The sequence below is a fragment of the Aquabacterium sp. NJ1 genome, from assembly GCF_000768065.1.
GTDB lineage: Bacteria > Pseudomonadota > Gammaproteobacteria > Burkholderiales > Burkholderiaceae_C > Aquabacterium.
This window is the reverse complement of sequence record NZ_JRKM01000001.1, coordinates 3,525,207-3,539,985: the sequence shown is the minus strand read 5'-3', so window position 1 is coordinate 3,539,985 and position 14,779 is coordinate 3,525,207. Positions and strand designations below refer to the sequence as shown.

The window sequence follows — 14,779 nt, the reverse complement described above, 5'->3', positions numbered from 1 at the left end:
TGCTCGCCGCCTTTTTAACGGCAACCTGCTTGACCGCGGCCTTTTTGGCTGCAACCTTTTTAGCGGCCACCTTCACGACCGCCTTCTTGGCGGGTGTCTTGGCGACCGCTTTCTTGGCTACGACCTTTTTAGCTGCGGCCTTCTTGGCCGCAGCCTTTTTGGTTGCCGGCGCCTTCTTGGCCGCGACCTTCTTCACAGGCGCCTTGGCAACAGGCTTGTCAGCCCCAACCGGCTCTGTCACAGGCTTCTTGTTGGCGGCTACTTTCTTGACTGCGGCTTTCTTGGTTACTGGCTTCTTGGCCACCGACTTCTTCACCACGGCTGCCTCGGCCTCGTCCTTTTTGGGCTTGACCAGGGCTTCAATGTCATCGTCATAGCTCAGGCCGGCGCGAGCCATCAGGTCGCTGGCCATGGGCAGGCTTTCACCGTCGAAGCGGATGTCGGCCTCGGTGTGGTGCTCCTGCATGGCGGCCACGTGCTGGTAAATGGTCTGGACCAGCTGTTCGCAGCCCTGGCGGGTCAGCGCCGAGATCTGGAACACAGGGCCCTTCCAGCCGTAACGACGCACGAACTCCAGCACCTTCTTGGCGCGGTCCTCGGGCTGGATCATGTCCAGCTTGTTGAGCACCAGCCAGCGTGGCTTGTCGTACAAGGCCTGGTCGTAGATCTTGAGTTCGTTGACGATGGCACGCGCCTGCGCCACCGGGTCGGTGTCGTCGAACGGGGCCAGGTCCACCACGTGCAGCAACACGCGGGTGCGTTGCAGGTGGCGCAGGAAGTAATGGCCCAGACCCGCGCCTTCAGAGGCCCCCTCGATCAGGCCAGGGATGTCGGCCACGACGAAGCTCTTCTCAGGGCCCACGCGCACCACACCCAGGTTGGGGTGCAGGGTCGTGAACGGGTAATCGGCAATCTTGGGGCGCGCATTCGAGATGGCGGCAATCAGCGTGGACTTGCCGGCATTGGGCATGCCCAGCAGCCCCACGTCAGCCAGCACACGCAGCTCCAGCTTGATCTTGAAGATCTCGCCGGGCCAGCCGGGCGTCTTCTTCTTGGGTGCGCGGTTGGTGCTGCTCTTGTAGTGCATGTTGCCGAAGCCGCCGTCACCACCCTTGGCCAGCAGGCGCTGCTCGCCGTGCTCCAGCAACTCCATCATCACCTCACCGGTCTCAAAGTTGCGGATGATGGTGCCCACGGGCATGCGCAGGAAAATGTCCTCGCCGGCATGACCAAACTGGTCGGAGCCGCGACCGGCCTCACCGTTGCGCGCCTCGTGGCGGCGGGCATAACGGTAGTCGATCAGCGTGTTGATGTTGCGGTCGGCGACCACATAGACGTGCCCGCCTCGCCCGCCGTCGCCCCCGTTGGGGCCGCCGAAGGGAATGAATTTCTCGCGACGGAAGCTGACGCAACCGCTGCCGCCATTGCCGGCGGCCACATCGATGGTGGCTTCATCAACGAATTTCATGAGGCGGGTGTCCTTGGATTGGAGGCAAGACGGTGATTATCCCGTCTGGCGAGGCCGATCTTCACCACCATGTCACGGGGCGAGATCAAGACCGGGAAAGAAACGACAAGAAATGACAAAAGCCCCGGCAGACCGGGGCTTTGGTTCAGCACGCCGCCCAGCCGGAGCCGGGCAAGCGTTGTCGACCGATCAGAGATCGATCAAACCGGCGTGACGATGACCGTCTTGCGGTTCAGCGAACCCTTGGTGGCGAAGGACACTGTGCCATCGACCAGCGCGAACAGGGTGTGGTCGCGGCCCATGCCGACGTTGGTGCCAGCGTGGAAACGGGTGCCGCGTTGGCGAACGATGATCGAGCCAGCGGGGATCACTTGACCGCCGTAAGCCTTCACACCCAGCATCTTCGGTTGGGAATCACGGCCGTTCCGCGTGGAACCGCCGCCTTTTTTCTGTGCCATGGATCTGCTCCTTGGTGACTGAGGTTAGACGTGATGTTTGAACATCAAGGCGCGAGATCAGGCGTTCACGGCGCTGATTTGCAGCTCGGTGAAGTTCTGACGGTGACCTTGGCGCTTCTGATAGTGCTTACGACGGCGCATCTTGAAGATGCGGACCTTGTCGTGACGACCATGAGAAACAACAGTTGCCTTGACAGTTGCGCCAGCCACCAGGGGCGTGCCAACCTTGAGTTCTGCGCCGGAGCCGACTGCCAGAACCTGGTCGATCACGATCTCTTGGCCAACGTCCGCAGCAATCTGTTCTACTTTAATTTTTTCGCCTGCAGCAACTTTGTATTGTTTGCCGCCGGTTTTTATGACCGCGTACATGTTGAGACCTTTCAAAGAAAAGAACTTCTCCACCCCGAAACCTTCAACAGGTTTACAAAGCGAAGCTCTCCACTTTAGCACGGTCTCTTTGTGATGTAAAGGGGCGATGCGGCCCGACCAGTTCCGCGACGGGCATGGTCGGCGGAATGAAGGCCGGCACGTGGAAGGTGGCGTCGTAGCGGCTGGGCGGTGCGGCGAGCCCGGCACCCTGATCGGCACCATCCGCACGAGCCAAATGCGGCCCCCCCGGCCCCTCACCCTCCCCGGCCCCCGGCTGCCCCCAACCGAAGAAGCTCTGTACCTCCTGGCGCTTGGCCAGGGCGTCGGTGAAGCCCAGGTGGATCAGCTCGCGGGTGAACGAAGACTCGAACAGCAGGTAACTGGCCAGCGCGGAGCCACGCGCCGTCTTGCCCCGGCCGTACACACCCACCGCACGCAGCATGGCGCGCACGGCGGGCGGCAGGGCCCAGAGGTGGCGGGCCGCGATGTCGTCGATGCGCTGGCTGGGCGCGATCACCAGGATGTCCACCGGGCGCAAGCTGGACTGGGCACGGGCCTCGGGCGGCAACAGGCTCAAGGTCTTGTTGATGCGCTGCATGCGCTCGATGTCCACCGCCAGCGCGTCCAGGAAGATGCTGGACATGGCGTGGCCGGCGATCTGCGCCAGGTTCGGGTACTCGACCACGGCCTCGCGCGGTGCGGGGGGCTCGTGCAGGCGCCCGGCCCCGATCACCAGGATGCGGTCGGCCCCCAGGTGGATGGCCGGCGAGATGGGCGCGGCCTGACGCATGGAGCCGTCACCCAGGTAATGCGGGCGCCCATCGACATGCAGCTTGATGGCCGGGAACACAAAAGGAATGGCCGACGAGGCCATGAGGTGGTCCAGGCCCAGTTGATCCTTCACGCTGATGCGCTGCGAACGCGCCCAGGGCGTGATCGGGTGGACGCTGTCATAGAAGGTGACGTGCTCACCCGTGGTGTAGCTGGACGCCGAAATGGCCACGGCATCCAGATGGCCGTCCGCCATGAGTTGCGGCAGGCGGTCCACCTGGAACAGCGAGGGCAGGAACTCGCGCAGCGGCTCGTTGTCCAGCAAGGAGCGGGGGCGCGCCTTGCGCCAGCGCGCCACGGCCCAGCCCAGCGAGAACAAGGTCAGCCATTGGGCACCCGAGCGGATCACGCCCAGGGAGTCGGAGCGGTAGACCTGCTCGGAGCGGAAATCACGCCAGACCTCGACCATGGCACGCACCGCCAGGTCGTAGTGGTCGGCCTGGCAGGCCAGCGCGAGGCCGTTGATGGCGCCGGCCGAGGTGCCGCTGATGATCTGGAAAGGGTTGCCCCGCCGACCTTCGCCGCATTCACGGCGAATCAGCTGCAGTGCTTGCAGCACACCGACCTGGTAGGCGGCTCGTGCGCCACCACCAGTCAGGATCAGGGCAGTCTTTCCAGGCAGGCTCATGGGCCTTTATCGGCAAATAGTTGGCAAAAGTTGATGGGCTTGCGCCGCTTAATCGCCCCTGACCTGCTGCGGCGGGCCATCCAGGCCATCCACGCAACAAGGCAGCTCGACATCAAGGCCGCCAGCGCATCAGGGTGGACTTGCCAAACAGGCTCTCGACCAGGTCCACCACCAGCTCGGCGGTACGGTTCTGCACATCGCGCGCGGGGTTGAGTTCGACCACGTCCAGTGAAGCCAGTCGACTGGTGTCGGCGATCATCTCCATGCACAACTGGGCTTCGCGGTAAGACGGCCCGCCCCGCACGGCGGTGCCCACGCCGGGGGCGATGTCGGGGTCGAGGAAATCCACATCGAAGCTCAGGTGCAAATGGGTGCGGTCATCGACGCCCAGCAAGGCCTGCTGCATGGCGGCGCGCATGCCGTGCTCGTCCAGGTGGCGCATGTCGAATACCTCCAGGCCTTGTGCATGCACAAAGCGACGCTCCAGCGGGTCCACGCTGCGCACGCCGATCAGGCGGATGTCTTCGGGCGACAAGGCTGGCGGGCCTGCGGTGGCGGCACCCCAGTTGCCGGCCAGGCGCAAGAGGCTGGCCGGGCCGTGGCCGCACAGCACCGCCACAGGCATGCCATGGATGTTGCCGCTGGGCGTGATGTCACTGGTGTTGAAGTCGGCATGGGCATCCAGCCAGATCACACGCAGGCGCTGGCCGGTGGCGCGGCAGTGCGCCGCCACGGCGCCGATGGAACCGATGGCCAGGCTGTGGTCACCACCCAGCATCATGGGCACCTCGCCCGCCTGCAGGGCCTGCGACACGGCCTCGAATACCGCCTGATTCCAGGCCAGGCTCTCGGCCAGATGCCGGTGGCCGTCCTGCGGTGGTTGCCACGGGTTGGGCGGCCCCTGCAGGTTGCCCGCGTCCAGCACTTGCAGGCCCAGGCGCGCCATGGCCTCGGGCAGCCCGGCCACACGCAAGGCTTCCGGCCCCAGCGAGGCGCCACGCATGCTGGCCCCGATGTCGGTCGGCACACCGATCAGCCGCAAGCGGGTGACGGGGTCGATGACATCGGTGTTCATGCCAGGCTCCTGGTGGTCTTACCAGCCGCAGGCGGAGTCGTCGTCTGGCTTGCCCAGGCCGTAGACCTTTTGCAAGGTGGCCCAGGCTTCATCGGCCGTTTCGACGTAGTGGAAGAGGTTCAGGTCTTCCGGGCTGATCATGCCGGTGTCGACCAGGTGATCGAAGTTGATCAGCTTGGTCCAGAAGTCGCGCCCGAACAGCAGGATGGGGCGCTTGCGGCACTTGCCGGTCTGGATCAGGGTCAGCGTCTCGAAGAGTTCATCGAGCGTACCGAAGCCGCCGGGGAAGCACACCAGCGCCACCGAGCGCATCAGGAAGTGCATCTTGCGCAGCGCAAAGTAGTGGAACTGGAAACACAGGCGCGGCGTGATGTAGGGGTTGGGCTCCTGCTCGTGCGGTAACACGATGTTGAGGCCCAGGCTCTTGCCGCCCACCTCGAAGGCGCCGCGGTTGCCCGCCTCCATGACGCCCGGCCCACCACCGGTGACCACGTAGATGGGCGTTTGCAGCCGCGTGGAGTTCTCTGTGACGATGCTGGAGAAGGCGCGTGCCTCCTCGTAATAACGCGACATCTCGATATGGCGCTGGGCGGCGCGCATGGCCTGGTCGCGCGCGGGGCCGTCGGGCAACTCCATGGCTTCACGCAGCTTGGCCTGCGAGACCTCGGCCGGCAGGATGCGCGCGCTGCCGAACACCACGATGGTGGATTCGATGGCCTCTTCGCGCTGGATCATCTCGGGCTTGAGCAACTCCAGCTGCATGCGCACAGGGCGCAGATCGGGGTGCAGCAGGAATTCCTGATCGGTGAAGGCCAGGTCGTAGCTGCTGTCGGGGCCGGCGTAGAGCGAGGGTTTGCTGACGCTGCGGGCATCCTGGCCCGCCGTGGGGAAGTTGCGTTCCAGAAGCTCTTTGGGGTTGTTCATGACAAACGGTCCTGCTCGATGGCTGCACCGCCTGCAAATGAGCGGCGCTTGTTTGTCAGTATGCAGCGGGGCGCCCGTGCGGTGCCGTCAAATAAGACCGTCAAGCCAAGGGAGTTGCGATTTCACCGCAGTCACTGCGCCGAGCCACACACCGGGCCACACACTGGGCAGTTGGGCTGGCGTTTGGCGCGCATCTCCGTCCAGCTCCAGGTTCGCCCATCGAGCAGCAGCAAGCGGCCAGCCAGGCTCTCGTGCCCGGCCCAGGGCGACATGGGCGACGACTGCAGCAAGAGCTTGAGTGCCTCACCCGCCTGCATGACACCCATCATGCCGACCACCGGGGCGAACACGCCCAGCATGGCGCAGCGGGTTTCTTCGGGCGGCGCATCGGGCGGGAACAGGCAGGCATAACAAGGCCCGGTCGGCACACGCGGGTCGAACACGCTGATCTGGCCGTCGAAACGCACGGCGGATGCGGACACCAGCGGCACGCCGGCCTCTCGGCAGACGCGGTTGATCAACTGCCGGATGGCGAAGCGGTCGGTGCAATCGAGCACCACCTGGGCCTGCGGCACCCATTCATGCAGCAAGGCCTCGTCGGCCGCCTGCGCGATGGCATGCACCTGCACACCCGGGTTGAGTTGCGCCAAGGCCAGCTCGGCAGACAGCACCTTGGGCTGCCCGACACGTTCGGTGGTGTGCGCGATCTGGCGCTGCAGATTGGTGATGTCGACCGTGTCCGGGTCGACCACGGTGATGCGCCCTACCCCGGCCGAAGCCAGGTACATGAGGGCTGGGGCGCCCAACCCCCCGGCGCCAATGACCAGGGCGTGCGAGGCCAGCAACTGGTCCTGCGCTTCTTCCGACCACTCGTCCAGTAGGAGGTGGCGGCTGTAGCGCAGGCGCTGGTCGTCGTCCAAGGCGGCGCCCCTGTGTTTGGGTTCAGCGATGCGGGCGAGCCCGGATCACTGGGCCTTGCTGTCCTCGGGCTTGCGCTCGGTCATGGTCTTGGAGACCAGCACGGGCTTGCCTTGCAGCTTGTTGAGCGCCTGTTGCAGCGGGAAGTCTTCGGCGCTGCCAAACTCGGGCAGGGGCTTGGGTGCCTCGTTCTTCTTGACGCTGGCTTCTTCCAGCTTCTTGATCGCCTCTTCGCGCGCCTTTTCACGGGCGGCATCCTTCACCTCGGCACCCTGGCCGCTGGTGATGTGTTTGTCCAGATCGGCCTCGCGCACACGCAGGGCCGAGTACAGGTTGCCATCGGCGCTTTCGTCCACCATCACGTCCGGCACGATGCCCTTGGCCTGGATGGAGCGGCCACTTGGCGTGTAGTAACGGGCGGTGGTGATCTTCAGGGCGGTGTCGGCCGTCAGCTGACGCACGGTCTGCACCGAGCCCTTGCCGAAGGTCTGGCCACCCATGATGACGGCACGCTTGTGGTCCTGCAGGGCACCCGAGACGATTTCGCTGGCAGAGGCCGAGCCTTCGTTGACCAGCACCACCAGCGGCACCGTCTTGAGCGCGGCGGGCAGCTTGGCCAGCGGGTCCGAGCCAAAGCGGCGCGAGTAATCTTCGGAACGGGCCTTGAACACGGCCTTGGATTCAGGCAGTTGGCCGTTGGTGGACACCACCGTCACGTCCTTGGGCAGGAAGGCAGAAGACACGGCAATCGCGCCCTCAAGCAGGCCACCCGGGTCATTGCGCAGATCCAGCACCAGGCCCTTGAGCTTGGGGTCGTCCTTGTAGAGTTTCTCGACCTTGGCCGCGAAATCTTCGACCGTGCGGTCCTGGAACTGGGTGATGCGCACCCAGCCGTAACCCGGCTCGATCATCTTGGCGCGCACGCTCTGGACACGGATCTCCTCGCGGGTGATCGTGACCGGGAAGCTGCGGTTCTCGGACTTGCGGAAGATGTTGAGCACGACCTTGGTGTTGGGCTCGCCGCGCATGCGCTTGACGGCCTGGTCCATGGTCAGACCCTTGACGTAGGTTTCGTCGATCTTGGTGATCAGGTCGCCGGTCTTGAGGCCGGCGCGGAAGGCGGGGGAGCCTTCGATGGGCGAGACGACCTTGACCAGGCCGTCTTCCATGCCGATTTCGATGCCCACACCGACAAACTTGCCGGTCGTGCCTTCACGGAATTCCTTGAAGGTGGTCTTGTCGAAATAAACCGAGTGCGGGTCCAGCCCGGAAACCATGCCGCCGATGGCGTCACTGATGAGTTTCTTTTCGTCAACGGGTTCGACGTAATCGGTCTTGATCATCCCGAATACCGCCGCGAGCTGCTGCATTTCTTCGAGCGGCAAGGGCGTCACCGAGTTTCGGGCCGTGGCACCGATCTGCATGGTGGTCAAGCCGCCGGCCAGCGCACCCAGCGCGACCCAGCCTGCGATCTTCAATTTGGAAGTCATGGCGTGTATATGCCTTTTCGAACCACAGCGACGCAGGTTTATGTGCTCAACCTGCTTGATGACTGCTCAGTATAGGACCGCGCGGCCCCTCCTCGCAGGGAATAAGGGCGCAGTTCTGGCGCTGTTGCTCGGATTGACGCCAATTCCGGCGCCGAAACGGGCATTTCAGCCCGCCCTGTCGCACAAACGTGACGACAGGGCGGGCTGTTGGGCTCGGCCAACCCGTCTCAGGGCGCCGGTGTGGGCGCCACCGGTGCGAAGTCGATCGGCACCCAGGTATAGCTGTTCTTGCCCTCGGCGCGCACGTGGCCGATGCCAGGGAACGGCAGGTGGGCACCCGCTACCAGCAGCGCATCCTTGGCCGTCCAGCCGAAGACCTTCATGCGGGTGGCCAGTGCCTTGGCCTGGTCGTTGTCGAACTCGATGGTGACCTTGGGCTGCGGGAATTGCACGGCGGCGTTGTGCACCACGTCACCCCAGATCAGCAGCTTCTGGCCCTTGGATTCGAACAGGTAACCGGTGTGACCAGGCGTGTGGCCATGCTCGTCCACGGGCTTGATGCCGGGCTGGATCTCGCTGTTGCCCTCAAAGGTCTTGAAATGCCCGGCCTTGATGTAGGGCGCGGTGGCATCCTGAGGCGCCTTGAAGAACATCTTCTTGTCATCAGGGGCCTTGGCCAGGCTGGCGGGGCTCAGCCAGAAATCGGCATCAGCCTTGGCGGCATAGACCTGGGCGTTCGGGAAGGCGGGCTGGCCTTCGGGCGTCAGCAGGCCACCCACGTGGTCACCGTGCAGGTGGGTCAGCAAGACGGTGTCCACCTGGGCGGGGTCATAACCGGCGGCCTTCAGGTTGCTGAGGACCTGGCCCAGCGTGGGGCCGAATACCTTGGCCGCACCGGTGTCGACCAGGACCAGCTTGTTGCCGGTGTTCACCAGGAAGGCGATCACGGCCGTGGGCGTGGGGTTGGTGCGGAACATCCTGGCCAGCAGCTTCTGGACATGCTCGGGCGTGGTGTTCTTGAGCAGCTTGCCGTCCAGGTTGATCTGGCCGTCATACAGGGCGGTGACTTCAAACGCGCCGATCATCTGGCGGTAGTAGCCGGGCACCTGGGTGAGGACTTGCGGCGCTTCGGCGTGCGCGGCGGGCAAGGCTGCCCATGTCATGAGACTCAATGCAAGCGGGGCGAACCAGCGGGATGGACGGACCATGTGCTTTTCTCCTGGGTGGTCTGGGTGCAACGATTGGGTACAACGGGAGCCAAAGTCTAGGGGGGATCGCCACCCGCATGCAGGGGCCACCACAAATACCCACGCCACGTGGTGACGCGCTTGATGCTAAGGTGTGTGAAAAAATAACCGACCCTCGCCGTAAGGATCGCCCTCATGAGCCTGCGCTCTCCCCTGACCTCGCTGTCAATCAGGGGCCTCATCACCTGGTTGAGCTACACCGTCGCGGGCTTGTTGGCGGTGTCGCTGTCCGCGCCCAACGAACACGTGTCGCCGCTTTATCTGCCGGCCGGCCTGGCTCTGGCTTTCGTGATGGGCTGGGGGCCGGCGATGCTGCTGCCGATCGGGCTGGGCGCCGCGGCTGTCTTGACCGTGACCACGTGGCCCCTGACCGGCGGGATGCCGGCGCTGGCGGGCATCGCCGTGATCGGGGGCGTCGGCGCCAGTTTGCAAGCCTGGGTCGCCTGGCGTTTGACACTGTCACCCGACCGGCGCCCATTGACCCTGGAGCGCCCCGCCCAGATCGGGCGCTTCCTGATGGTCGCCGGGCCCCTGGCCTGCCTGGTCAACGCCACCATCTCGGTGGGGGCTCGCGGCGCGCTGGGCCTCACCCCCGCGGACGCCTTGCCTCAGGCCTTCCTGGGTTGGTGGACGGGGGACACCCTGGGTGTGCTGGTGGGCACACCCATGATGCTGACCTTGCTGGGGCAGCCTGCCGAACTCTGGCGCGCACGACGCCAACCAGTGGGCATCCCTCTGCTGGTGGCCACCGTGTTGCTGGCCCTGGGCGTCCGGCAGGTCCAGATCTGGGGGATGGAGCGCGAGAACGCCGCGTTCCTGCGTGATGCGAGCGCCACCGCCGATACCGTTCAGCACAAGTTCAACGGTTATCGGGACGCGCTGGCTGCACTGGCCGGTGTCTTCGAAGCCTCCGATTCGGTGACACGCGACGAATTCACGAAAGCATCCCGCTACTGGCTGAGTGCGCTCAAGGGCATGCAGGCCATCGGCTGGGACCAGCGCCTGCAGGCTTCGGACATTTCCGCCTTTGAAGCCCAGCAGCGGCAAGAGGGGCTGCCCGGCTACAAGGTGTTCAACGTCGATCGCCAACCGCCATCGACGGATCGGGAACTGGCCGTGGTGCGCTACATCGAGCCACGCGCGGGCAACGAGGTGGCCTTGGGCTACAACGCGCTGTCTGCCCCTGCGACCCGCGACGCCTACGAACAGGCCCGCCGGGAAGACCGTGTGATCGCCACGCGGGGTTTGCGCCTGATGCAGGAAACAGCCCAGCAGACGGGCGTGGTCGTGTACCACCCGGTGTTCAAGGGCGAGCCCTTCACCCCGCAGACCCGCGTGCAGGCGAGCCAGGGGGCCGTGTTCCTGGCGCTGCGCATGGACGATGCCTTGTCCGCCATGCTGCAAGGCCGCCCCACCTACCTGGAGGCCTGCCTGATCGATGTCGGCGCGTCCGCCAGCACGGTGCTGGGTGGCACCGCCGCATGCAGGACATCACAATGGCAACAAGCCCATCGCCACCGGATCGACATCCCCATCGATTTTGGTGACCGCCAGTGGCAACTGGCCGTGTGGAGCGCCAAGGCCGCGCCGATCGTCGGCCTGGGCGCCACCTCCTGGCTGCTGGCGGTGGGCGGTGTGGCGCTGGCCGCGGCCTTGGGGGCCTTGCTGCTGGTCATGACCGGCCACGCGCGCCGCATCGAGGCGGCGATGGAAGAAGCGCGCCAGCAGCGTAGCGCGGCGGAGTCAGCCAACCAGGCCAAGAGCGACTTCCTGTCGCGCATGAGCCATGAACTGCGCACGCCGCTCAACGCGGTATTGGGCTTTGCCCAGGTGATGTCGCTGGACCAGCGCGAACCCCTGCCCCCTACGCAACGTGAGCGTGTCGAGCAGATCCAGCAAGCCGGTTGGCACCTGCTGGACATGATCGACGACGTGCTGGACATCTCACGCATCGACATGGGCACGCTGCAATTGCAAACCGCGCCCCTGCGCATCAAGGATGAACTGGGCATGGCCGGCAAGCTGCTTCAGGAGGATGCCGACCGGCATGGCGTGACCTTGAACATGCCGCAAGGCCTGCCTGCCGAATGGGGGGTGATGGCCGACGCCTCGCGCCTGCGCCAGATCCTGTCGCACCTGCTGAGCAATGGCATCAAATTCAACCAGCGGGGCGGCCAGGTATCGGTCTCTGTGCAGGAGGGCCCGCCGGGCGACAAGGGCGCCGTGATGCAGATCATCGTGCATGACACCGGCCTGGGCATGAACGAGCAACAGGTGTCGCAACTCTTCCAGCCTTTCAACCGGCTGGGACGCGAGCAAGGCGGCACGAGCGGCACCGGCATCGGCCTCGTCATCAGCCGGCATCTGGCCCTGCTGATGGGCGGGCAGCTGGACGTGCAAAGCGAAGAGGGCAAGGGCTCGACCTTCACCCTGTCCCTGCCCGGCGTGATCATGCCGCCGAAGGCCGCCAGCACCAGCCACAAGCGCCCACCAGTGGCCAGGGCGGAGGGGGCATCCCGCTCACGCCATGTGCTGTATGTGGAAGACAACCAGGCCAACAGTGAGGTGATCCGCGCCGCACTGAGTGCGCGTCCCTGGATCACGGTGACGGTGGCCCCGACCACCGAAGAAGGCCTGGCCGTGCTGCACAACCGCCTGCGTGGCAGCAAGCCTGATCTGATCCTGCTGGATGTGCACTTGCCGGATGCCTCTGGGCAGGAGCTGCTCAAGCTGATCAAGGCCAACCCGGACACGGTGGACATCCCCGTGATCATGATCTCGGCGGACGCCATGCCCGAGCAGATCGACGCGGCGCTGAGTGCCGGCGCGGCCTGCTACCTCACCAAGCCCGTGCAGTTGGCAGAGTTGCTGCGGCAGGTGGATGAATTGCTGCCGGAGTAGGCCCCACCCCGAGCGCCTTTGTCGGCTGCTTGATCAGCGTGGGGCGTATTCGGGAACCAGGTCGTGCAGGCGGGCGCGCAGCACGGCTGGGGTGCTGGCTGTTTCGTCTGCAGCAAGGGCCATGAGACGAGTCAGCCAGTCTGCGGGTAACTCACCGCGCAACTGCGCCAGGCGCAGGCGCGGGTGCGGTGTCGGCAGGGTGGTGTCGGCGTCGGCCAGCAGCTCTTCGTACAGTTTCTCTCCGGGGCGCAGGCCGCTGAACACGATGGGGATCTCGGCTTCGGTCTGGCCGCTCAGGCGAATCAGCTCGCGCGCCAGATCCGCGATCTTCACGGACTTGCCCATGTCCATCACGAAGACCTGCCCCGTTTCGGCCAGGGCCGCAGCCTGCAGCACCAGTTGGGCCGCCTCCGGGATGGTCATGAAGTAGCGGGTGATCTCGGGGTGGGTGACGGTCACCGGCCCGCCCTTGGCGATCTGCTCCTTGAACTTGGGGATCACACTGCCGCTGGAACCCAGCACATTGCCAAAACGCACGGCCATGAAGCGTGTGCCCGTGCCCTGCGCGGCCCAGTGCGACACGACCATCTCGGCGGCGCGCTTGGTGGCACCCATCACATTGGTGGGGTTCACGGCCTTGTCGGTGGAAATGAGCACGAAGCGCTTGACGCCCTGCTCTGCCGCGGCCTGGGCCACGTTGTAGGTGCCCAGCGTGTTGTTGCGCAAGGCCATCCAGGCGTTGTCGTCTTCCATCAGGGGCACGTGCTTGTAGGCTGCAGCGTGGAAGACCAGGTCGGGCTGGTGGGCCTGCATGGCGCGGCGCAGTGCCCCCAGGTCCTTCACATCGCCCACCAGGCGCACCAGCGGCAGATGCGGGAAGCGCTCGCCCAGGTCCTGCTCGATCTGGTAGAGCGCGAATTCGCTCAGCTCGAACAGCACCAGGCGGCTGGGCCCGAAGCGCGCGATCTGCCGGCACAACTCCGAACCGATCGAACCACCTGCGCCGGTGATCAGCACGGTCTGGCCGCTGATCAGCTTGGACACGGCGCTTTCATCGAGCTTGACGGGCTCGCGGCCCAGCACGTCCTCGGGCTCGATGTCGCGCACACGGTCGATGCGGGAGCGGCCTTCACGCAGCTCGTCCGCCGAGGGCACGGTCACCACAGGCAGGCCGGTGGACGCGGCCAGGTCCAACGCACGTTTGCGCTGCGCATTGGACGCAGAAGGCATGGCCAGGATCAGGTGGGTGACGTCATCGAGCACGCTGCCATCGGCCAGCAGCTCCAGCCCGCCCCACACGGTGATGCCGGCGATGCTGGAGCCGTGCTTGCGCACATCGTCATCCAGCAGGCCGACCACCGTCCAGCCGCGATGCTGGATACCGGCGATCAAGAGTTTGGCTGCGGCGCCGGCGCCCAGCACGAGCGCACGCTGCCCCGTGGACTGGCGCCCTGCCCGCCGCGCGCGCGAGGACTCGCTGAGCATGCGCACCGTCATGCGCGCCAGCGACAGCACAATCAGGCTGAACACGGGATGCAAGGCCAGTACGGCACGGGGCACCTCGACCAGGTGGGCCATCAACACCACCACGGCACTGGCCAACCCTGCGCCCACGCACACCCAGCTCAAGCGGGTGATCTCGTGGAAGCTGGTGTAACGCCAGGTGGCGCGCGGCACGCCCAGCGCCCAGGACACCGTGCTGTAGACCAGGATCACGCCCAGCAGCACGGCCCAGTCATAAGCAGGCCGCTCGTGCAGCCAGCGCTCCACCCCCATGCGGAACAGGTAGGTGGCATGCCAGGCCACGGCGATGAGCACGGCATCGGCCAGAAGCACCGCGGATTGGCGGCGAGGGCGAAGCTGATCCAGCAAACGGTTCAATGGGGTCCAGAGCATGGCAAAGGCAGGATGGGCGCGGCCGGCACACCACCCGATATCAGGCAGTGTCAGGCAGTATCAAGCGCAAATGCAACCCGACATTGTGCCTGCGTCAGGCGCCTGCCTCGCTTGCAGGGCCTGGTGCTGCCGTGACTCGATCTGGATGAAGGCCGCCACCATGCTGCGGTAGACGGCTTCGACCACCTCGGGTTCGGCTCCGGACTCCAGCGCATGGGCCAGGGCCTTGTCGATCACCTGTTTGACGCGGTCCGGGGCGGCGACCTCGGCCTGGTTGCGCTTGAAGCGCGCGGCTTCACGCACATAGCGGCCGCGTTCGGCCAGCAAGTCCACCAGCATGGCGTCGATCTGGTCGATGGCCGAGCGCACGTCAGCGAGGCTGTCGCAAGGGGTGATGAAAGAAGTCATGGGGTTCTCCTGGTCTGGGTGGGGCTGCTGCCCCTCAGGAGACGGTGCGCTTGTTTGCACCAAGAAAAATGCCGCCTGAGGGGCGGCATCCGTTTCAACAAAAGCTCAACGTCACGCCGCCGGATGAGGGCAGCGCCACCACGAGGTGTTCAGCGAGACGAGGCAT

General features: G+C 65.3%; 11 protein-coding genes and 1 pseudogene. 1 reads left to right on the top strand and 11 read right to left on the bottom strand.

Annotation, left to right across the window (positions count from 1 at the left end; all coding sequences use genetic code 11):
- Positions 1-364 precede the first annotated feature (364 nt).
- The 9 genes and pseudogenes from cgtA to JY96_RS15155 all read right to left on the bottom strand — a co-directional run.
- Positions 365-1,468 (bottom strand): annotated as a pseudogene (gene cgtA / locus JY96_RS24045) (Obg family GTPase CgtA); the annotation flags it as partial.
- Between the two features lie 200 nt (positions 1,469-1,668).
- Positions 1,669-1,926: a 50S ribosomal protein L27 gene (gene rpmA / locus JY96_RS15190; RefSeq protein WP_035038670.1), complete on the bottom strand. Its 258-nt coding sequence runs from the start codon at positions 1,924-1,926 to the stop codon at positions 1,669-1,671.
- 57 nt (positions 1,927-1,983) lie between these two features.
- Positions 1,984-2,295 (bottom strand): 50S ribosomal protein L21, encoded by a 312-nt coding sequence (gene rplU / locus JY96_RS15185; protein WP_035043084.1) that lies wholly within the window; start codon positions 2,293-2,295, stop codon positions 1,984-1,986.
- Positions 2,296-2,347: 52 nt separating this feature from the next.
- Positions 2,348-3,754, bottom strand: a complete 1,407-nt coding sequence (locus tag JY96_RS15180) for a patatin-like phospholipase family protein (RefSeq protein WP_081961296.1) — start codon at positions 3,752-3,754, stop codon at positions 2,348-2,350.
- A 112-nt stretch (positions 3,755-3,866) separates the two neighbouring features.
- Positions 3,867-4,829 (bottom strand): arginase, encoded by a 963-nt coding sequence (gene rocF / locus JY96_RS15175; RefSeq protein ID WP_035038668.1) that lies wholly within the window; start codon positions 4,827-4,829, stop codon positions 3,867-3,869.
- A gap of 18 nt (positions 4,830-4,847) precedes the next feature.
- Entirely contained in the window at positions 4,848-5,753 is a 906-nt protein-coding gene (locus JY96_RS15170) for a TIGR00730 family Rossman fold protein (RefSeq protein ID WP_035038666.1), read from the bottom strand.
- Positions 5,754-5,884: 131 nt separating this feature from the next.
- The gene (locus JY96_RS15165; RefSeq protein WP_035038664.1) at positions 5,885-6,673 is read right to left on the bottom strand and encodes a HesA/MoeB/ThiF family protein; all 789 of its coding nucleotides are present in this window, start codon (positions 6,671-6,673) and stop codon (positions 5,885-5,887) included.
- Between the two features lie 45 nt (positions 6,674-6,718).
- On the bottom strand, positions 6,719-8,161 hold the full coding sequence (locus tag JY96_RS15160) for a S41 family peptidase (protein WP_035038662.1): 1,443 nt from the start codon (positions 8,159-8,161) through the stop codon (positions 6,719-6,721).
- A gap of 227 nt (positions 8,162-8,388) precedes the next feature.
- Positions 8,389-9,369: an MBL fold metallo-hydrolase gene (locus JY96_RS15155; protein ID WP_035038661.1), complete on the bottom strand. Its 981-nt coding sequence runs from the start codon at positions 9,367-9,369 to the stop codon at positions 8,389-8,391.
- 174 nt (positions 9,370-9,543) lie between these two features.
- Between JY96_RS15155 and JY96_RS22400 the strand changes: the two genes are divergently transcribed.
- Positions 9,544-12,309, top strand: coding sequence for a CHASE domain-containing protein (locus JY96_RS22400; protein WP_052162579.1), 2,766 nt, complete (start codon positions 9,544-9,546; stop codon positions 12,307-12,309).
- Positions 12,310-12,342: 33 nt separating this feature from the next.
- Here JY96_RS22400 and JY96_RS15145 read toward each other — a convergent pair whose 3' ends face one another.
- Together JY96_RS15145 and JY96_RS15140 are read right to left on the bottom strand one after the other, a co-directional pair.
- Positions 12,343-14,205, bottom strand: a complete 1,863-nt coding sequence (locus tag JY96_RS15145; RefSeq protein WP_035038660.1) for a nucleoside-diphosphate sugar epimerase/dehydratase — start codon at positions 14,203-14,205, stop codon at positions 12,343-12,345.
- Positions 14,206-14,265: 60 nt separating this feature from the next.
- Positions 14,266-14,613, bottom strand: coding sequence for a chorismate mutase (locus tag JY96_RS15140; protein ID WP_052162578.1), 348 nt, complete (start codon positions 14,611-14,613; stop codon positions 14,266-14,268).
- Positions 14,614-14,779 lie beyond the last annotated feature (166 nt).

Excerpts from the sequence above, each read along its gene's own strand:
- rpmA (WP_035038670.1), bottom strand. The coding sequence starts at position 1,926 with ATGGCACAGAAAAAAGGCGGCGGTTCCACGCGGAACGGCCGTGATTCC.
- rplU (WP_035043084.1), bottom strand. The coding sequence starts at position 2,295 with ATGTACGCGGTCATAAAAACCGGCGGCAAACAATACAAAGTTGCTGCA.
- JY96_RS15180 (WP_081961296.1), bottom strand. The coding sequence starts at position 3,754 with ATGAGCCTGCCTGGAAAGACTGCCCTGATCCTGACTGGTGGTGGCGCA.
- rocF (WP_035038668.1), bottom strand. The coding sequence starts at position 4,829 with ATGAACACCGATGTCATCGACCCCGTCACCCGCTTGCGGCTGATCGGT.
- JY96_RS15170 (WP_035038666.1), bottom strand. The coding sequence starts at position 5,753 with ATGAACAACCCCAAAGAGCTTCTGGAACGCAACTTCCCCACGGCGGGC.
- JY96_RS15160 (WP_035038662.1), bottom strand. The coding sequence starts at position 8,161 with ATGACTTCCAAATTGAAGATCGCAGGCTGGGTCGCGCTGGGTGCGCTG.
- JY96_RS15155 (WP_035038661.1), bottom strand. The coding sequence starts at position 9,369 with ATGGTCCGTCCATCCCGCTGGTTCGCCCCGCTTGCATTGAGTCTCATG.
- JY96_RS22400 (WP_052162579.1), top strand. The coding sequence starts at position 9,544 with ATGAGCCTGCGCTCTCCCCTGACCTCGCTGTCAATCAGGGGCCTCATC.
- JY96_RS15145 (WP_035038660.1), bottom strand. The coding sequence starts at position 14,205 with ATGCTCTGGACCCCATTGAACCGTTTGCTGGATCAGCTTCGCCCTCGC.
- JY96_RS15140 (WP_052162578.1), bottom strand. The coding sequence starts at position 14,613 with ATGACTTCTTTCATCACCCCTTGCGACAGCCTCGCTGACGTGCGCTCG.